An 18,189-nucleotide genomic window follows, 5' to 3' on the forward strand; every position below is an offset into this window, starting at 1 on the left:
TTCCATCAAAAAGGCCAGGTGCTGAATCGCACCTGGCCTTTTTGCGTCTAACCTGTTGCTGCCACGCTAATGGGTCATCTCACCCATAATGCCGGGCGGCGGCTGCGCCGCGAGCCCTACCGCGATCACAATCACGCCCAGCGCCAGCAGCCACTCAATGCCCATGGTCAGCAGCATGCCACGCTGGCGAGCGGCTGCACGCGGCGTCCAATAGCAGCGGTTGATCAACGCCAGCACCAGCAGCGCGCCCAGCAGCACGGCTTTTACGACAATCAGCTGCCCGTACACGGTTTGCCATAGCGCTTGCCAGCTGGCCACCAGCGTAATGGTTTGCACCAAACCCGACAGCCCTAGCACCACCACGCAGGCAATACCCAACCAGGAAAAACGCGCCAGCAATTGTCGGCTATCAACCGCTTGGTCGATACAGCCCAGTGCTAGCGCGGGAATAGCCCCTATCCACAGCGATGCTGCCAATACATGGCTAGTCATCGGCAGCAGATAACCAGCGCCCACCGTGGCACCGTGCCCCATCAGCGGTTGCAGTAACGCGACCATGCCTAACAGCGCCACTACCCCGCCGCGCAACTCCTTCAAGGCAACACGCTTCAGCGGTGACAGCAGTGTAAGCAGCAGCACGCCTGCCAACGCCAACAGTCCCCACACCAGCCGCAACAAGCCGCCGAAGGAGGTGCCAGTGAGCACCACCCGCAACACGGGAACGCTCTCGGCAAGCGTTGTCGCCCCGGACATTTGGGCAGCGACCAGCGGCCACAGCGCAACGAAAAAGATCAGTGCCAGCAGCGTGGCAATACCCGACAGCCACTGCAGACGGCCAATCAACGGCCGACTGGCGCTGTGCTGGGGAATTAGCCACCAGCCTACTACCAAAGCCCCCAACGCCACTGAAGAGCTACCAATCGCCAGCGCGCGCACCGCTATTTGCAGCATCACTAAAGCGCCGCCATTAAAGGCGGCGTCGATCAAAGAGAACACGCTATCACCACACCTGCTGGAAGCACACTTGCTCGCTGAGCCGCTACTTAACGGTGAACTGCAGCTGCTCTTCTACCCGATGGGTATCCACCGACGTGATATGCAGATCGATCCGATAGTGCCCCGCTTTCAGCTTGGGCAGCGCCACCTGATAGGTATTGTCGCCATCAGCACTGGCAGTCAGCTTATCGAGCTTGCTGGTGTGACCGCTATCATCGGTGAGCGTCAGCGAACTTAGCGCGGTTTCAACGCCTTCGGTGAAGGAGGCCGTTAGCTGGGTAGGGGCTTGCTTGAGCACCGCCTCATTAGCCGGCGAGCTGGAGGTAAGATGCGCATGAGCCAGCGCCAGCGGTGAAACGGCCAACAGGGCTAACCCATAAAGAACACGACGAGCCATCGGAAGTTCCTTGATCAATGAAATTATCGCAGGCCGCGCAATCAGCGGCGGCACGGCCTGCACAGTAGACTCGCGCGGCGATCAGCGCTTGTCGAAGACCCAGTGCGTGCCCTCGCGGGTGTCCTTCAGCACAATGCCCAAGGCCTCAAGCTCTGCACGAATGCGGTCGGCTTCGTCAAACTGCTTGGCTTGCTTGGCCGCCGCGCGCGCTTCAATACGCGCTTCGATTTCGGCAGCGGGTAGCGGCAGCGCTTGCTGGCTTCCACCCTGCAGAAACTCGCTGGGCGCACGCTCTAACAGGCCCAGAATGTTCGCCAGCCGTTTCAATTCGAAGGCCAGCGCAGGCGCGCTCTGCGGATCGTCGCTGCGGGCACGGTTGAGTTCGCGGGCCAGATCGAACAGCGCCGCTAGCGCCACTGGCGTGTTGAAATCATCGTCCATTGCGGCGTAGAAGCGTGTGGAAAACTCATCGCTTACGCTGCCCTGCTTCGCTTCCACACCATCCAACGCGGTATAGAAGCGCAGCAGCGAACGGCGCGCATCTTCCAGCGAATCGTCGGCGTAGTTGATTGGGCTGCGGTAATGACTGGCCAACAGCAGGTAACGCACTACTTCAGGATCGTTATGTTCAAGCACATCGCGCAGGAAGAAGAAGTTGCCCAGCGACTTGGACATCTTCTCACCGTCGATGCGCAGCGCCCCCACATGCATCCAGTTGGCTACGAAGGGCTTGTCGCTAGCGCCCTCGCTCTGGGCAATTTCGTTTTCGTGGTGAGGAAACACCAAATCGGCACCGCCGCCGTGGATATCGAAGCTTTCGCCCAGGCAGCACTTCGACATGGCGGAGCACTCGATATGCCAGCCGGGGCGCCCGTCACCCCAGGGCGAAGGCCAGCTTGACTCACCCGGTTTGGCTTTCTTCCACAACACGAAGTCGAGCGGATCTTCCTTGGCTTCTTCGACATCAATGCGAGCACCGGCACGCATATCGTCGGGATTGCGATTCGAGAGCTTGCCGTAATCAGCAAAGCTGCGCACGCGATAGTAAACGTCGCCGTTATCAGCCGCGTAGGCGTGCCCTTTTTCAATCAGGGTTTCCACCATCGCAATGATATCGTGCATGTGCGCCGTGGCACGCGGCTCCTCATCGGGAGGCAGCACGCCAATGCGACGCTCGTCTTCGTGCATGGCGTCGATCATGCGCTCAGTCAGCGCACTGATCGATTCATTGTTCTCGGCGGCGCGCCGAATGATCTTGTCATCGACATCGGTAATGTTGCGCACGTAGTTAACGTTGTACCCGCGCGCCCGCAGGTAGCGCGTCACCACGTCAAAGGCCACCATCACGCGCCCATGGCCAATATGGCAGTAGTCGTACACCGTAATACCGCACACGTACATACGTACCGTATTGGGTTCGAGCGGTGCCAGCGGCTGCTTGCGCCGCGTCATGGTATTAAATAGCTGCACGCTCATGCGATTACCCCTGCTGGCCCGGCTGCGCGGCTTTTTTCTGCGCCTTGGCCCAACCATCCTTGAGACTAACGGTACGGTTGAACACCAGCTTGCCGCCCTGACCATGATCGACGCGGTCAGCACAGAAGTAGCCGACCCGCTCAAACTGGAAGTGCTGCTCTGCACTAGCCTCTTTCAGAGAAGGCTCGCCAATACCTTCGACCACCGACAGTGAATCGGGATTGAGGTTGGCGAGAAACTCCTGCTCGTCCTTAAACTTGTCCGGTGCTTCGACGGTGAAGAGGTTGTCGTAGTTACGCACTTCGACCGGCACACCATGTTTGGCACTGACCCAGTGAATCACGCCCTTGACCTTACGCCCCTCGGGGTTGGCCCCCAGGGTGTCGAAATCGACACTGCAGCGCAGCTCCTTGATCGAGCCATCGTCGTTTTTCACCACCTCGTCACACTTGATGACATAGGCGTTGCGCAGGCGCACTTCCTTGCCCGGCGCAAGACGGAAAAACTTCTTCGGCGGCTCTTCCATGAAGTCGTCGGCATCGATGTAGAGCTCGCGAGTTAGCGGCAGCACGCGTGTGCCCATGTCCTCACGGGCCGGATGCCCAGCCGCCTCGATGCGCTCTTCGTGATCTTCGCCCACGTTGGTCAACACCACCTTGAGCGGCTTCAGCACGCACATGGCGCGTGGCGCATTTTCTTCGAGATCGGAGCGAATCGCCGAATAGAGCATCGCGATATCAACCACGTTGGCCGAACGCGCCACCCCGGTCATTTCGCAGAAACGCCGCAGCGATGCGGGCGTATAGCCACGACGGCGTAGCCCTGAGATGGTCGGCATGCGCGGATCGTCCCAGCCATTCACGATGCCCTTCTCTACCAGCAGCCTCAGCTTGCGTTTTGAGGTAACGGTATAATTGACATTCATGCGCGCAAATTCGATCTGGCGCGGTTTGGCCGGCACCGGTAGCTGCTCGAGCATCCAGTTGTACAGCGGACGATGGTCTTCGAACTCCAGCGTGCAGATCGAATGCGTAATGCCTTCGATCGCATCGGACTGACCATGCGCAAAATCGTAGGAAGGATAAATCTTCCACTTGTCGCCGGTCTGGTGGTGATGGGCGTGGCGAATACGATAGAGCACCGGATCGCGCAGGTTGATATTGGGCGACGCCATATCGATTTTGGCGCGCAGCACTTTTTCGCCTTCGCCGAACTCACCGGTTGCCATGCGCTCGAGAAGATCAAGGTTCTCCTCGACCGAGCGATCACGGAACGGGCTAGCACGACCGGGTTCGGTCAAGGTGCCGCGATATTCACGCATCTGCTCAGCACTCAGATCGTCCACGTAAGCCAGCCCCTGCTTCACCAGATAGATGGCCCACTCGTAGAGCTGGTCGAAGTATTGAGAGGCGTAACGCACTTCGCCGGACCAGCGATAGCCAAGCCATTGGATATCCTGTTGGATCGACTGTACGAACTGGTCTTCTTCCTTGGCCGGGTTGGTGTCATCGAAACGCAGATGACAGCGCCCACCAAACTGCTCGGCAAGGCTGAAGTTCACCCAAATGGATTTGGCGTGACCAATGTGCAGAAAGCCGTTGGGTTCAGGCGGAAAGCGCGTCACGATGTGCTGGGTTTGACCGCTACTGATCTCTTCGCGAATCTGATTGCTGAGAAAATTCGGGGCGTTGCTGCTTTCAACACTCATGGGGCGATGCTGAACCTCGTGATCGAACGGCAAAGCCAAGCCTTGCCTGGAAATAAGAGTAGCGGGGCTCTTAACGTTTGCTAAAAGCCTGCAAATAAAAACCTGCGCGAGTGCTTAACTGGCACTAACCCGCAATGACATACGCATTGCGCCATTGTACCGACCTTTGACGCGACTTTCCCGCTATCGACATAAACCGCTATTATAACGATCCGCGAGCTGCCTGTACGCACCTTGCCTGTCTCCCCTTCAGCAGATAGCTATCTCTACTGAAGCGCTCTTCGTGGCCAACAAGGACACCCGCATGATTGTACTGAATACATCGAAAGGCAAAATCAAACTGCGCCTTTTCGCCGACAAGGCACCTGAAACCGTTAAGAACTTCGAAAACTACGTGCGCTCGGGCCATTACGACGGCACCTTGTTTCACCGCGTGATTCCCGGATTCATGGTGCAGGGTGGCGGTTTCGATGCCAGCTTCGAGCAGAAGCCTACCGAAGCACCGATCAAGAACGAAGCCACCAATGGCGTTGCCAACAAGCGCGGCACGCTGGCCATGGCGCGCACGCCTGACCCGCACTCTGCCAGCGCGCAGTTTTTTATCAACGTGGCTGACAACGATTTCCTGAACCACAGCGCCCCTACCCCGCAAGGCTTCGGCTACTGCGTATTCGGTGAAGTGGCCGAAGGCATGGACGTTGTTGAGGCAATTGAAGGCGTTAAAACCGGCCGTCGTGGCATGCACGCCGACGTACCGCAGGAAGACGTGGTACTCGAGAGTGCCACCATCGAAGAAGAGTAAGTGTAGCGCGCGTTGCTCTACCACCGTCAGGCACCATGTGACAGAGATCAACGCGCGCAATGAACGGCGGCTCTGATGATGTCCGTCAGCGACGCGCCCTGCCGCGTTAATTGCAGCGGCGACTCCGGGCCACGCGCTGCGGCACCGCACCCGCCAAGTGCAGCATTGCACTCACGATGGCAACAGGTATGCTTAGCTCATATTCCCAATTAATAGAGGCGCTATGACCACGCTTTTCATTGCCGACCTGCATTTGTCGCCATCGAACCCCGATTTAACGCGGGCGTTCTACGATTACCTTGAGTATCGCGCGGCAGAAGCAGACACCCTCTACATTATTGGCGACCTGTTCGATTACTGGATAGGCGACGATGCCATGGGCGACTTCGAGCACGAAGTAGCGGCCAAAATTGCTGCCTATGCCGACACTGGCACAGATGTGTTCTTTATCCATGGCAACCGCGACTTCCTGATCGGCAAAGCCTTTGCTGAAGAGGCCCATCTGACGCTTCTGGATGACCCATCGCTGATTATGCTGGGCGATGTACCGGTACTGATCGCTCACGGCGATTCGATGTGCACGGACGACGAGCAGTACATGGAATTCCGCGCCATGATGCGTAACCCGCAGTGGCAGCAGCAAGCACTGGAAATGCCGATTGAAGCACGTCAGGCAATTGCCGAGCAGTTTCGCGCTGACTCAAGCGATGCCAACGCTAACAAGCCGCAAAACATCATGGACGTTAACCAGCAGGCGGTCGTCGAGCTGATGGGTGAATATCAGGTACGCACCCTGATCCATGGCCACACGCACCGCCCTGATGTGCACGAGTTCGAGGTCAACGGCGAACTGATGCGCCGCTACGTGGTGGGCGACTGGCGTCTCGATCACGCCAACGATATCGATGTTGCCTGGGAGGTTCGTCACGATGGCCTGACCCTCACGCTAGAGGAGTTCAGCCTGAGCGAGCTGGCCTACAACTAACCCTCGCACGTGCGCAACGTTCAAGCGAACGCTAGTCGTTAGCACACGCGCTTTAACTGAGCGGCGGTACCCATGGGTGCCGCCCTTTTATTGGATGCACCCCGCCATCGGGGCAGGCTCCGTTCTATTGCTACTGTTCAGGAATTCCCATGTCTTCTACAGACACCCTCGAAAACCACTGCTACGACGAACTTCAGCTCGGTCAAAGCGCTTCGCTGTCGCGCACCGTCAGTCACGATGATATTGCCCTGTTCGCACACCTTTCCGGTGACATCAACCCCGCACACGTCGATGCTGAATATGCTGAGAGCACTCCCTTCGGTGGCGTGATCGTGCATGGCATGTGGACCGCTGGGCTGGTATCCGCGGTACTGGGCACCCAACTGCCGGGGCCGGGCGCGGTGTATCTTGAGCAGAGCCTACAATTTCGTAAGCCGGTAAAGCCAGGCGATACCATTACGGCCACGGTAGAAGTGCTGGAGAAAGGACGTCGCGGGCGGGTAACGCTGAAATGCAGCGCGCACAATCAGGACGGTGTTGAGGTACTGCGTGGCGAGGCGCTGGTGATTGCCCCCAGCGAGAAGGTGAGCCGCCGCGCGGCGGAACTCCCCAAGGTGTCGGTGGGCGAATAGCGCTCGTCAGCCGCGCCAGCAGGCGCGGTGATGCCTTAGCCCTCAGCCGATATCTCGAGGTCAACGAAGACTGCGCCGCGGTGGAGCCCCTTAACCGCTCGCTCGCCGAATCGCCACGCCTTCCCCGTCTTACTCCGCCTCTGACGCTATCGAAGCAATCGCCAAGGCGTTGGCCGTACCAAGCGCCACTCAGACTTTTTCCATAGAGTAATGGCGTAGACTTCCCGCTGCGATGAATGGCGTATTAGGCGCTGCGCGGTATGCCGCTATGGAAGCGAAACTCGTCGTCAGGGCCTTCAATCAACTCACGCTCACGCGCGCAGAAAAATGCGATGCGTTCGGCGATACTGCCAAGCCCGTGCTCCTCGGCGTACTGCTCGGCCAGCGCTATATAGTCTTCGAAGTGCCGCCCTTCCGAGCGCACCAACGTGCGATAGAATTTCGCCAATCCCTCATCGAGATGGGGAATTAGCGCTGCAAAGCGCTCGCATGAGCGCGCTTCGATCAGCCCACCCACGATCAGAATATCAATCAATCGTCCCGGCTCGTTAGCACGTACGTGGGCGCGTAATCCTTCTGCATAGCGGGAAGCACTGAGATGTTCATAGGTAATGTCGCGCTCGCGCATTAGCTCCACCACTTGCTCGAAGTGAAGCAGCTCTTCACGGGCCAATTGCGACATCTTTGTCAACAATTCGGCCCGATCAACGTAGCGAAACATCAGATTCATTGCCGTCGAAGCCGCCTTTTTCTCACACTGAGCATGGTCAATCATCAGTAAACGCTCATTGCCCAGCGCCGCTTCAATCCATTCAGGCGGCGTTAAACACGGCAGAAAATCGAGCAGCTGCTGCGGCAGCAACGTCAGGTAAGCAGGCGTTTCCATTGCATTTTCCTCTTCAACGACAGTACATCATCGGGCATCGACGCTGCGCGAATCATACGTGAGCACCAGCGCAATGGGCACCCTATCGGCGAAAGGCCTAGTACCCAGCGCTTAACATTGTCGACATTCAGCGCTAACATAACGCTACTTTTATATCTCGCGAGGAGATCACCGTGTTAGAAGCCTATCGCCAGCAGGTCGAAGAGCGTGCAAAAGAGGGAATACCCCCGAAAGCACTCGACGCAGAAATGACCGCTCAACTGATCGAACTGTTGAAAAATCCGCCCCAGGGCGAAGAGGAGTTCCTGCTTGAGCTTCTGACCAATCGCATCAACCCAGGCGTTGATGAAGCTGCCTACGTCAAGGCGGGTTTCCTCGCGGCCATTGCCAAGGGCGAAGCGCAATCGCCTTTGATCGACAAGATTCACGCCGTGAAACTGCTCGGTACCATGCAGGGCGGCTATAACATCGCTACGCTGGTTGAGCTGCTTGATGATCAGGAGTTGGCGGCTGAAGCCTCTGAACAGCTTAAACGCACGCTGCTGATGTTTGATGCTTTCCACGATGTCGCTGAACGTGCGCGCAACGGCAATGCACATGCACAGGCCACCATCGAGTCGTGGGCCGCAGCAGAGTGGTTTACGCAAAAGCCCAAGCTGGCCGAAAAGATCACCCTGACCGTATTCAAGGTGCCCGGCGAAACCAATACCGACGACCTCTCCCCCGCGCCCGATGCGTGGTCGCGTCCGGATATTCCGCTGCACGCCAACGCGATGCTGAAAAACCCGCGTGATGGCATCGAGCCGGTCGAACCCGGCAAGCGTGGCCCGCTTAATCAGATCGAAGAAGTGCGCAGCAAAGGCTTCCCGGTAGTTTACGTAGGCGACGTAGTAGGCACCGGCTCCTCGCGTAAATCTGCTACCAACTCGGTACTGTGGTTCTTCGGTCACGATATTCCCAACGTGCCCAACAAGCGCAGCGGCGGCTTCTGCTTCGGCGGCAAGATCGCACCCATTTTCTTCAACACCATGGAAGATGCCGGCGCTCTGCCCATCGAGATGGACGTTGAGAAAATGGCGATGGGCGACGTTATCGATGTCTATCCCTATAAAGGAGAGGTGACGCGTCACGATTCCGACGAAGTGATCTCGACCTTCTCGCTAAAAACCCGCGTGCTGCTTGATGAAGTGCGCGCAGGCGGCCGTATTCCAATGATTATCGGTCGCGGCCTGACCCACAATGCGCGTGAATTCCTTGGCTTGCCGCCAAGCGACGTATTCGCCAAGCCGGAGCAGCCCAAAAGCACCAATGCAGGCTATACGCTGGCGCAGAAAATGGTCGGCAAGGCGTGCCATATGGAAGGCGTACGCCCCGGCATGTACTGCGAGCCGCGCATGACCACGGTGGGCTCTCAGGACACTACCGGCCCGATGACCCGTGATGAGCTAAAAGATCTGGCGTGCCTCGGCTTCCAGGCCGATCTGGTGATGCAGTCGTTCTGCCACACTGCCGCCTATCCGAAGCCCGTCGATGTCGAAATGCAGCACACCCTGCCCGACTTCATCATGAACCGCGGCGGTGTATCGCTGCGTCCCGGCGACGGCATCATTCACTCGTGGCTAAACCGCATGCTGCTACCCGATACCGTCGGTACCGGTGGCGATTCTCACACGCGCTTCCCGATGGGCATTTCGTTCCCGGCGGGCTCTGGGCTAGTGGCCTTCGCCGCCGCTACCGGCGTGATGCCGCTCGACATGCCTGAATCGATTCTGGTGCGCTTCAAAGGCAAGCGTCGCGCTGGCGTTACCTTGCGCGACCTGGTGCACGCCATCCCCTACTACGCCATTCAGCAAGGTCTGCTTACCGTCGAGAAGTCGGGCAAGAAAAACGCCTTCTCTGGCCGCATTCTGGAAATCGAAGGACTCGAGGATCTTACTGTCGAGCAAGCCTTCGAGCTTTCCGATGCGTCTGCGGAACGTAGCGCTGCCGGTTGCACCATCACGCTGTCCGAAGAGAGCGTCACCGAGTACCTGAAGTCGAACATTACTCTGCTGAAATGGATGCTGAGCAACGGCTACGGGGATGTGCGCACCATCGAGCGACGTATCAAAGGCATGGAAGAGTGGCTCGAGAACCCGACCCTGATGCGCGCCGATGCCGATGCTGAATACGCTGAGGTGATCGAGATCGATCTCGACAAAGTGGACCAGCCTATCCTCTGTGCCCCCAACGACCCCGACGACGCACGCCTGCTGTCAGAGGTAGCCGGTGAGAAAATCGACGAAGTGTTCATTGGCTCGTGCATGACCAACATTGGCCACTTCCGCGCGGCAGGCAAGCTGCTGGAAAAACAGCCGCCGGGATCGCTGAAAACCCGCATGTGGCTGGCACCGCCCACCAAGATGGATAAGCACCAGCTCGAGGAAGAAGGCTACTACAACATTTACGAGCACGCCGGTGCCCGTATGGAAATGCCGGGCTGCTCGCTGTGCATGGGCAACCAGGCACGCGTCGAGGACCACGCCACGGTGGTATCAACATCGACGCGTAACTTCCCCAACCGCTTGGGTGACGGCGCTAACGTTTACCTGGGATCGGCGGAGCTGGCAGCAATTTCTGCGGTATTGGGACGCCTCCCCAGCGTTGAGGAATATCAAGGCTACATGGGCGAATTCGATGCCATGGCGGGCGATATCTATCGCTATATGAACTTCCACGAAATCGCCGAGTATCAGAAGGCAGCGGCGACCATTCCTCTGGAAGAAGCGTAACGCTGGCGAGCCCTCCACGTCTTTCTTAGAGGCGTGCGAGGGCTCTTTGCATGAGTGAAGCGAAAAAAGGAAAAAGGCAGAACTTGCCAGTTTTCGACGTTTTCAGGTTGCGAACACCGTTTTCAAACTATATAAAAGAGCCCTGTAAAGAAATATGATGTACTATGGTGAGTGATTAGGAAAAAGTTCCATTAAGAAAAATTTTTCTTGATTTTTTCCGCCATAACGATCATATTAAAAAACACTGTTCGACAACGTATCGGGCAACATAGACTCATAAAGCTTGCAACGACTTTTTTGACAGGAGCAAGGTCATGAAATTTGCCACTCTTATTGCAGCACCCGTAGTTCTCGCTACTTCACTGGTAGCGGTTAACGTTGCCAATGCTGAAACTGGCATCTACTCCGGTATCGACGGCACCAACACCAACTTCAATGGTGGCGGCGACTTCAAGAAGCATAACAAATGGGGCGGCGGTGCATTCATCGGCTTCAAATATGCTCCTTGGGTTTCTACCGAACTGAGCTACGACGACTACGGCAACAGCGTACGTACTACTGGCCTGAGCGTTCTGCCTGAACTGCCCATCGGCGGTGGCTTCAGCGTATTCGCTCGCGGTGGCTTCAACTATGTTGACGCTAGCGGCAAAGGCGCTCGTAACTGGGCTCCTTCTTACGGTGCAGGTATTAAATACCAGCTGCCGATCGAAGAATGGCCCGTATTCGCTCGTCTCGAGTACGATCGCGTTCCGGTCAACAGCGATTTCAAAATCGACTCCACCAAAGGTTCTATTGGTGTGCAGTTCTAATCACGCCTTTTTGGCATGATGCAAAACGCGCGGCTTTTAAGCCGCGCGTTTTTTATGCCCGTCACACAAAGCTTGCTTTACCGCCTCCTCGAACTGCTTCACGCTAAAATGGCAGACTTGGGAGAAATGCCTCCTTCAAAGCCCCCTTCCAAAGCAGCCTCTTTGCTAAAAAGCCTCCTTCCCAACCTCATGGCCGTCTCCTCAGCGACGCTATTCTCCTTATCCCAGCCATTTGCTACGTGCACTGTTGTAAGGCATTCGATGCACCGGTGCGTCATTATGCGACCTCATCCTTTGCTGTGATGCGCTCGAACGTTCACACCACAACATGTGTGCAAGGCATGGCGCGATTGGGCGACGGCCGCGTTTTCACTGCTTATCGTAGACGGTTGCTTACGCCTTCCCGTGCGCGCCAGCGACGCTAAAATGCTCAGTGCCTACGTAAGCAGGAAACGGCATGGATGTTGCTTTAACCATTGGCACACAACGCCTGCCCCCTCGTTTAATCCGACCAAAGGTTTTTGCCTGAACGGATGCCGAAGCGCGGCAATGCCGGTAAACTGCACCGCAACGACACACCGGAAGGAACCAACATGCTCAGCGAGCAGCAGATTCAGCAGCTTATCGATGCCGCCATCGAGGCACGCCACCATGCATATATCCCCTACTCATCCTTTGCGGTAGGCGCCGCAGTGTTAACGCGTGACGGCAATACCATTCGCGGTTGTAACGTTGAAAATGCGTCTTATGGATTGTGCAACTGCGCCGAGCGCACAGCGATATTCAGCGCCGTTGCTCAAGGCCAGCGGCAGTTTGCAGCGGTTGCCGTCGCGGCTGATACCAGCGAGCCGGTGTCGCCGTGCGGCGCTTGCCGCCAGGTGCTGGCAGAGTTTTGCGATGCTGATACGGCCATTTTGCTCGCCAATCTAAGTGGTGAAGTGCGCGAATGCACCATCAATGAACTGCTGCCAGGTGCCTTCGCTGCACGCGATATGACACCTTAACAAGATCACCCCTTGCGGCCAGCGCCACCCTAAAACCTAAAAAGTCCGGGAACCTCATTCATGCACTATACGGTCGCTCTGCTGAGCGTTGTGGTTATCTTCCTGCTGGCGCTGTTGGCATCCAGCAACCGCTCCGGCATTCGCTTTCGGCCGCTGGCGGTCATGCTGGTCGTGCAGCTTGTACTGGCCTTCGCGCTGCTTAATACCGGCGCCGGCGCGGTGTTTATTGGCGGTTTCGCCAATGCCTTCGCCAAGCTTCTAAGCTATGCCGCCGACGGCGTTAACTTCGTGTTTGGCGGCATCGTCAAGCCGGGTACCTTCGTGTTTTTCTTCAACGTGCTGATGCCCATCGTCTTCGTGTCGGCGCTGATCGGTATTCTTCAGTACATCAGCGTACTGCAATGGTTCATGCGCATTGTGGGCTGGCTATTAAGCAAGATTACCGGCATGGGCAAGCTAGAATCCTATAACGGCATCGCGTCGCTGATTCTAGGTCAGTCCGAGGTCTTCATTTCAATGAAGAAGCAGCTCGACTACCTTACGCCACAGCGCCTTTACACTTTGAACGCGTCGGCCATCTCGACGGTATCGATGTCGATTGTCGGCTCGTACATGCAGATCATCGACCCACGCTACGTAGTGACGGCGGTAGCGCTGAACATGTTCGGTGGGTTCATGATCGCCTCGATCATCAATCCCTACACGGTGCCTGAGGACGAGGACCTGCTCGAGCTTGAGAATCCGCGCAAGCAGCATTTCTTCGACATGCTCGGCGAATATCTGCTGGATGGCTTCAAAATCGCGGTGATTGTGGCGGTGATGGTGATGGGCTATGTGGCCCTGATCGCCATGATTAACGGGCTGTTCGATGGCCTGTTTGGGGTAAGCTTCGAGCATCTGGCGGGCTATGCGTTCTCGCCGCTGGCACTACTGATGGGCGTCCCCTTCAGCGATGCGATTCAGGTTGGCGGGATCATGGCGGTCAAAACGCTCAGCAATGAATTCGTTGCGATGCTGCAACTGCAGAACCTTAACGAGCTAAGCCCGCGCAGTATCGGCATCACTTCGGTATTTTTGGTGTCGTTCGCCAATTTCTCGTCGGTGGGTATTATTGCCGGGGCTATCAAGGCCCTTAGCGACAAACAGGCCGTAGAAGTTGCACGCTCGGGCCTTAAGCTTCTGTATGGCGCCATGCTAGTGAGCTTGCTATCAGCCACTATTGCAGGGCTGTTTATCTAAGCGGCTTCTCGCATCACCTGCATTACTTACAGCGCCAGCCTCGGTATATTACTTACCCCAGGCTGGCGCTGCTGTGTGAGCTGTCTTCATCGCGATCGAGGGGATCCTAGCAAAGACAGTGTCCCAAACTGCCCTCTCGCCGCCCTCACGTGGTACCCTTCCGCCTTTGATTCGTTGATCGTCTGCCCACTGCGCAGCCTGCTACCACCGTGTATATCATGACCCCACCGCTCCCTACTGCTACTGCTGACCATGCGCGACGCTTTTCCGTGGCCCCAATGATGGACTGGACTACACGCGACTACCGCGCATTCGCACGCTGTCTAACCCGTGAAGCGTTGCTATATACCGAGATGGTCACCACCGGCGCGCTGCTGCACGGCACGCCGCGTGAGCGCTTTGTGGGCCATAGCGACGTCGAACACCCGCTGGCCCTGCAACTGGGCGGTAGTGACGCGGGCGAACTGGCGGAATGTGCGGCCATCGCGGAGCAGTGGGGGTTCGACGAAGTTAATCTTAACGTCGGCTGCCCCAGTGATCGGGTGCAGAATAACGAGATCGGCGCGTGCCTGATGGCCTCTCCTGACAAGGTCGCTCGTGCTGTCAGAGCAATGCAGGAAGCGGTCTCGATTCCGGTAACGGTCAAGTGCCGAATTGGCATTGATGACCAGGACAGCGAAGCCGACCTCGATCGTTTTATTGACCAAGTGGCCGATGAAGGCGGCTGCCGCGTATTTATCGTGCATGCTCGCAAGGCCTGGCTAGCAGGGCTCTCTCCCAAGCAGAACCGCGAAGTGCCGCCCCTCGACTATGCACGCGTACAACGCCTGAAAACTCGCCGCCCTGAGCTGCATATCTCGCTCAATGGCGGTCTTGCCACTCTGAACGATGCGCGTCCGCACCTGCAACACCTCGACGGCGTTATGCTGGGACGTGCCGCTTACCACGACCCGTGGTTACTCGCCTCTGTTGATGAGCAGCTGTTCGGCCGCCCCGCTTTAGTCTCGAGCCGCCTCGATGCGCTCAAGGCCTTCCGCCCCTATGTCAAACAGCGACTGGCAGAAGGCGTCAGGCTCAACCACATCACCCGCCACATCCTCGGGCTCTGTGCAGGCCAACACGGCGGCCGCGCCTTCCGCCGCTATCTCTCCCAGCATGCCCACCTGCCCGACGCAGGGATTGAGGTTTACGACGCCGCGCTTGAGTGGGTAAGTGGGTAGGAGTGTTGGTGGGTTAGTTGGTGGGTTAGCCGGTGGCTGATTCGAGAGTTTGCGCGAGTTTGCATTGTCGGCGTCTTTATCTGGATGATTGATTCTAAATCCTGCGCAGCTTTTCACTGGTAGCGTCTCAGCAAACGTTATTTATTGGTATTTGAAGGGGACCTTGCAGGCCCCTTCACCCCCGCTGTCGTCAGGCGCGTCAGACCATCCGCTTGCAAAAACGCGCTGCAAGCGGATGATTCCGCGCCTTCCTTATTAAGAAGTTTGCTGTGTGGGTGGTTTAGTCGGTGGTTGATTCTTGGGCCAGCGCGGACGTTCGTTGTTGGCGTCCTTTTCGTTAGGCTGATTCTGAATCCTGCGCAGTCTTTCACTGTTGATGTCTTAGCAAACGTTATTGATTGATATCCGAAGAGGACCTTGCAGGCCCCCTTCACCCCCGCCTGCGTCAGGCGCGTCAGACCATCCGCTTGCAAAAACGCGCTGCAAGCGGATGATTCCGCGCCTTCCTTATTAAGAAGTTTGCTGTGTGGGTGGGTTAGCCGGTGACGGACTCTTGGGCCAGCGCGGGCGTTCGTTGTTGGCGTCCTTTTCGTTAGGCTGATTCTGAATCCTGCGCAGTCTTTCACTGTTGATGTCTTTATCAGTACTCAACTCATTCTGGAGCCTGCGCAGCCTTTTACTGTTAGCGTCTTTTCAAACCTAACCTTTCCTTTGAATGCGAGAGGAACCTTGTCCCTCTCGCGCTCTCCCGCTCGTGGATGCGCCCCGAATGTGATGACGCTGTGCACGCACAGCGCACACATTCAATGGGCTGTCATGCCTTGGCAAATAGAACGCTTAGCGTAGCTAACTACTGACATACGCAAACTTCGTATGAGGAAGGCGCGGAATCATCCGCTTGCAACGCATTTTTGCAAGCGGATGGTCTGACGTGCCTGACGACAGCGGGGGTGAAGGGGGCCTGCAAGGTCCCCTTCAGATATCAATAAATAACGTTTGAAAAGACTCAAACAGTAAAAGGCTGCGCAGGATTCAGAATAAGACTCCCAAGAAGGACGCTAACAGTGAAAGCTGCACAGGCTCTAGAATAAGACCCCCAACAAGAACGCCATCAGCGAGAGTTCCTGCTGGAATCGGAGCCGGCCCCATTATCAATATGCTGTTCGTGCTGCTGTGCTTCTTCTTTATGCACTTTTTCCTGCAATGTCGTCATTCCCAGATAGATAGCCACCAGAATCACAATAGGGATGAGCAGTAAGTACATAATGGTTCCTTATGACAACGGTAATGAGAGAAAGATCACTCTAGCCTCTGTGCAGTATGGCATTGTTGGCGGTTTTATCGAGAGGGGCCTTCGCGGGCCACGCCTATGAGGTAACGGGCAGATTGTCGTCAGGTCAGTGCTACGCACTCAGCGCAGCACCGAGTAATTCCATGTTTCGATGGTTGGAAGCTTCAGGCCAGGTGCGTTGTGAAGAACTCGGTTAACTTCTCGAACGGAATGACATCAACACGAGCATACAGATCCGTATGAACGGCTCCTGGGATAATCATGAGCTCCTTCGGCTCTTGTGCAGCCGCATAGGCTGTTTCACTGAAGTAGCGTGAATGCGCTTTTTCACCGTGAATAAAAAGAGTCGGTCGCGGGGAAATCTCGTTGATATACGTCAGAATTGGCATATTCATGAACGATAACGGCGTTGTAATCGTCCACGCATTACCCGAGTTGACCGCACGCGAATGGTAGCCTCGCGGCGTCATGTAGTAATCGTGATAATCGACGAGAAACTGCGCTTCACCACCGTGTACCGAGTTGATTGCCCACATTGGGGTGCCGCGAGATGGCCTTAAGGCTGGCACGAGTGTATCAACAGGCAACCTATCGAATGTGCTGCTAGAGCCCTTGTTACGCCTGTTGGCACTGACTCAGGAGCCAAGCAGTATTCCTCATCTGGCACCATTGATTATCAAGGAAATCCACTACCGATTATTGATGAGCGGTGTTGCGCCCTGCCTTTGGCAACTCGCCTCAGTGGGTAGCGCGAGTCATCGCATTGGCGAAGCCATCGGCTGGTTAAAGTTGCACTACGCCGAGCGTATTAGTGTTGAACAACTCGCCACGGCGGTGCAGATGAGTGCGTCGAGCCTCCATCATCGGTTTCGCCAGCTAACCGGCATAAGCCCACTGCAATATCAGAAAAGGCTACGCATTAATGCGGCCAGACGGTTGATGATCAACGAGCACCTGGATGCAGCCACCGCATCCTATCGGGTAGGTTACGAGAGCCCCTCACAATTCAGTCGGGAATATAAGCAGCTGTTTGGCGCGCCACCGAAACAGCATCTAGAAGGCGTAAGACGCCCCATTACATAGGGCCGAAATAGGAACTGACGCCGCAAACTTCGTAAGGAAGGCGCGGGTTCATCCGCTCGTAGCGCAGTTTTGTACGTTGGCGTCTTTATCTGCTGGCTTATTCTGGAACCTGCGCAGCATTTCACTGTTAGCGTTTTTTCAAACTTTATTGATTAATATCTGAAGGGGACCTTGCAGGCCCCCTTCACCCCCGCCTGTGTCAGGCGCGTCAGACCATCCGCTTGCAAAACCGCGCTGCAAGCGGATGATTCCGCGCCTTCCTTAAAGTAGTTTGCTTACGATGATGTTCTGAAAAGGAAACTGTGATGGTTATCGAGGTCCGACAGCCCATTGAATGTGTGCGCTGTGCTGCTTTTGCACAGCGTCATCACATTCGGGGCGCTTCCACGAGCGGGAGAGCGCGAGAGGGACAAGGTTCCTCTCGCATTCAAGGGAAAGGTTTGGTTTGAAAAGACGCTAACAGTGAAGAACTGCGTAGGAATTAGAATTAGCCATCCGATAAAGCCACCAACAATGCAAACCACCCCGGCCCCCAATCGCCCACCAGCTACCCCACCATTACGCAGATCTGAAACAAGGAGCTCGATAAGTGCGAGGTGGTATGGGTGCACCTTTGAGGAAGGTAAGAAACAGCGGGGCCCGCTTACATACCGAGAGAGGATGAGCACCGTACTGAGGGATATCGATTCAGCCTGCCCGCGAGATGCTTCGTATTCGCCAGACAAGCGTTGACTAGCAGCCAAAATGCGAGGCGGGAAATAAGCGGATCGCCGTCGATCGGTCAGAAGCACGAGTAGAGGAAACCAAAAGGGCTGAGAAGGCGTGTATCGCCACTCTCAGCCCCAAGTTGCATAAGACTGCTCGGTATAGCTAGAGCTGCATCATGCAAT

The 18,189-nt window shown here is 56.4% G+C and carries 16 protein-coding genes; 9 read left to right on the forward strand and 7 right to left on the reverse strand.

From position 1 onward, the window contains the following. Positions 1 to 66: 66 nt before the first annotated feature. The 4 genes from R84865_RS02190 to R84865_RS02205 all read right to left on the reverse strand — a co-directional run bounded on the left by R84865_RS02190 (position 67) and on the right by R84865_RS02205 (position 4,577). Positions 67 to 996, reverse strand: coding sequence for a copper resistance D family protein (locus tag R84865_RS02190; RefSeq protein WP_435638722.1), 930 nt, complete (start codon positions 994 to 996; stop codon positions 67 to 69). A gap of 43 nt (positions 997 to 1,039) precedes the next feature. Continuing rightward, positions 1,040 to 1,393, reverse strand: a complete 354-nt coding sequence (locus tag R84865_RS02195; protein WP_435638723.1) for a copper resistance CopC family protein — start codon at positions 1,391 to 1,393, stop codon at positions 1,040 to 1,042. An 81-nt stretch (positions 1,394 to 1,474) separates the two neighbouring features. Beyond that, a complete protein-coding gene (cysS, locus tag R84865_RS02200) occupies positions 1,475 to 2,863 on the reverse strand; it encodes a cysteine--tRNA ligase (protein WP_435638833.1) in 1,389 nt (462 codons plus the stop codon). 10 nt (positions 2,864 to 2,873) lie between these two features. After that, positions 2,874 to 4,577, reverse strand: coding sequence for a glutamine--tRNA ligase/YqeY domain fusion protein (locus R84865_RS02205; RefSeq protein WP_435636890.1), 1,704 nt, complete (start codon positions 4,575 to 4,577; stop codon positions 2,874 to 2,876). A gap of 304 nt (positions 4,578 to 4,881) precedes the next feature. On the opposite strand from R84865_RS02205, the gene R84865_RS02210 reads away from it, so the two are divergent. The 3 genes from R84865_RS02210 to R84865_RS02220 all read left to right on the forward strand — a co-directional run bounded on the left by R84865_RS02210 (position 4,882) and on the right by R84865_RS02220 (position 6,996). Then, entirely contained in the window at positions 4,882 to 5,379 is a 498-nt protein-coding gene (locus R84865_RS02210) for a peptidylprolyl isomerase (protein WP_435638724.1), read from the forward strand. Positions 5,380 to 5,602: 223 nt separating this feature from the next. Further along, on the forward strand, positions 5,603 to 6,364 hold the full coding sequence (locus tag R84865_RS02215) for a UDP-2,3-diacylglucosamine diphosphatase (protein ID WP_435633494.1): 762 nt from the start codon (positions 5,603 to 5,605) through the stop codon (positions 6,362 to 6,364). A 149-nt stretch (positions 6,365 to 6,513) separates the two neighbouring features. After that, the gene (locus R84865_RS02220; protein ID WP_435633495.1) at positions 6,514 to 6,996 is read left to right on the forward strand and encodes a MaoC/PaaZ C-terminal domain-containing protein; all 483 of its coding nucleotides are present in this window, start codon (positions 6,514 to 6,516) and stop codon (positions 6,994 to 6,996) included. A gap of 244 nt (positions 6,997 to 7,240) precedes the next feature. Here the strand turns inward: R84865_RS02220 and R84865_RS02225 are convergent, their stop codons facing one another. Further along, complete coding sequence (locus R84865_RS02225) at positions 7,241 to 7,882, reverse strand: MiaE family protein (protein WP_435633496.1); 642 nt, start codon at positions 7,880 to 7,882, stop codon at positions 7,241 to 7,243. A 173-nt stretch (positions 7,883 to 8,055) separates the two neighbouring features. Between R84865_RS02225 and acnB the strand changes: the two genes are divergently transcribed. From acnB to dusA, 5 genes are all read left to right on the forward strand, one after another. Then, on the forward strand, positions 8,056 to 10,653 hold the full coding sequence (gene acnB, locus R84865_RS02230) for a bifunctional aconitate hydratase 2/2-methylisocitrate dehydratase (protein ID WP_435638725.1): 2,598 nt from the start codon (positions 8,056 to 8,058) through the stop codon (positions 10,651 to 10,653). Between the two features lie 314 nt (positions 10,654 to 10,967). Next, positions 10,968 to 11,462: an outer membrane beta-barrel protein gene (locus R84865_RS02235; RefSeq protein WP_435633498.1), complete on the forward strand. Its 495-nt coding sequence runs from the start codon at positions 10,968 to 10,970 to the stop codon at positions 11,460 to 11,462. A 533-nt stretch (positions 11,463 to 11,995) separates the two neighbouring features. After that, positions 11,996 to 12,466, forward strand: coding sequence for a cytidine deaminase (locus R84865_RS02240; RefSeq protein ID WP_435633499.1), 471 nt, complete (start codon positions 11,996 to 11,998; stop codon positions 12,464 to 12,466). A gap of 60 nt (positions 12,467 to 12,526) precedes the next feature. After that, the gene (locus tag R84865_RS02245) at positions 12,527 to 13,705 is read left to right on the forward strand and encodes a NupC/NupG family nucleoside CNT transporter (protein ID WP_435633500.1); all 1,179 of its coding nucleotides are present in this window, start codon (positions 12,527 to 12,529) and stop codon (positions 13,703 to 13,705) included. Positions 13,706 to 13,923: 218 nt separating this feature from the next. Then, on the forward strand, positions 13,924 to 14,925 hold the full coding sequence (dusA, locus tag R84865_RS02250) for a tRNA dihydrouridine(20/20a) synthase DusA (RefSeq protein WP_435638726.1): 1,002 nt from the start codon (positions 13,924 to 13,926) through the stop codon (positions 14,923 to 14,925). A gap of 1,111 nt (positions 14,926 to 16,036) precedes the next feature. On the opposite strand, the gene R84865_RS02255 is transcribed toward dusA, so the two are convergent. Together R84865_RS02255 and R84865_RS02260 are read right to left on the reverse strand one after the other, a co-directional pair. Then, a complete protein-coding gene (locus tag R84865_RS02255) occupies positions 16,037 to 16,189 on the reverse strand; it encodes a hypothetical protein (RefSeq protein WP_435632118.1) in 153 nt (50 codons plus the stop codon). 191 nt (positions 16,190 to 16,380) lie between these two features. Beyond that, on the reverse strand, positions 16,381 to 16,752 hold the full coding sequence (locus tag R84865_RS02260) for an alpha/beta hydrolase (RefSeq protein WP_435638727.1): 372 nt from the start codon (positions 16,750 to 16,752) through the stop codon (positions 16,381 to 16,383). Here R84865_RS02260 and R84865_RS02265 point away from each other — a divergent pair. Continuing rightward, on the forward strand, positions 16,739 to 17,299 hold the full coding sequence (locus R84865_RS02265; protein WP_435638728.1) for a helix-turn-helix transcriptional regulator: 561 nt from the start codon (positions 16,739 to 16,741) through the stop codon (positions 17,297 to 17,299). The two genes, R84865_RS02260 and R84865_RS02265, sit on opposite strands and share 14 nt — an antisense overlap. The last annotated feature ends 890 nt before the right edge of the window (positions 17,300 to 18,189 follow it).

This window comes from Carnimonas bestiolae (assembly GCF_051251145.1).
Lineage (GTDB): Bacteria > Pseudomonadota > Gammaproteobacteria > Pseudomonadales > Halomonadaceae > Carnimonas > Carnimonas bestiolae.

What these genes read in the sequence shown, in the direction of transcription:
- R84865_RS02255 (WP_435632118.1), bottom strand. Translation starts at nt 16,189, where the DNA reads ATGTACTTACTGCTCATCCCTATTGTGATTCTGGTGGCTATCTATCTG.
- R84865_RS02195 (WP_435638723.1), bottom strand. Translation starts at nt 1,393, where the DNA reads ATGGCTCGTCGTGTTCTTTATGGGTTAGCCCTGTTGGCCGTTTCACCG.
- R84865_RS02260 (WP_435638727.1), bottom strand. Translation starts at nt 16,752, where the DNA reads ATGTGGGCAATCAACTCGGTACACGGTGGTGAAGCGCAGTTTCTCGTC.
- R84865_RS02245 (WP_435633500.1), top strand. Translation starts at nt 12,527, where the DNA reads ATGCACTATACGGTCGCTCTGCTGAGCGTTGTGGTTATCTTCCTGCTG.
- R84865_RS02220 (WP_435633495.1), top strand. Translation starts at nt 6,514, where the DNA reads ATGTCTTCTACAGACACCCTCGAAAACCACTGCTACGACGAACTTCAG.
- R84865_RS02240 (WP_435633499.1), top strand. Translation starts at nt 11,996, where the DNA reads ATGCCGAAGCGCGGCAATGCCGGTAAACTGCACCGCAACGACACACCG.
- R84865_RS02235 (WP_435633498.1), top strand. Translation starts at nt 10,968, where the DNA reads ATGAAATTTGCCACTCTTATTGCAGCACCCGTAGTTCTCGCTACTTCA.
- R84865_RS02205 (WP_435636890.1), bottom strand. Translation starts at nt 4,577, where the DNA reads ATGAGTGTTGAAAGCAGCAACGCCCCGAATTTTCTCAGCAATCAGATT.
- dusA (WP_435638726.1), top strand. Translation starts at nt 13,924, where the DNA reads ATGACCCCACCGCTCCCTACTGCTACTGCTGACCATGCGCGACGCTTT.
- R84865_RS02215 (WP_435633494.1), top strand. Translation starts at nt 5,603, where the DNA reads ATGACCACGCTTTTCATTGCCGACCTGCATTTGTCGCCATCGAACCCC.
- R84865_RS02225 (WP_435633496.1), bottom strand. Translation starts at nt 7,882, where the DNA reads ATGGAAACGCCTGCTTACCTGACGTTGCTGCCGCAGCAGCTGCTCGAT.
- R84865_RS02210 (WP_435638724.1), top strand. Translation starts at nt 4,882, where the DNA reads ATGATTGTACTGAATACATCGAAAGGCAAAATCAAACTGCGCCTTTTC.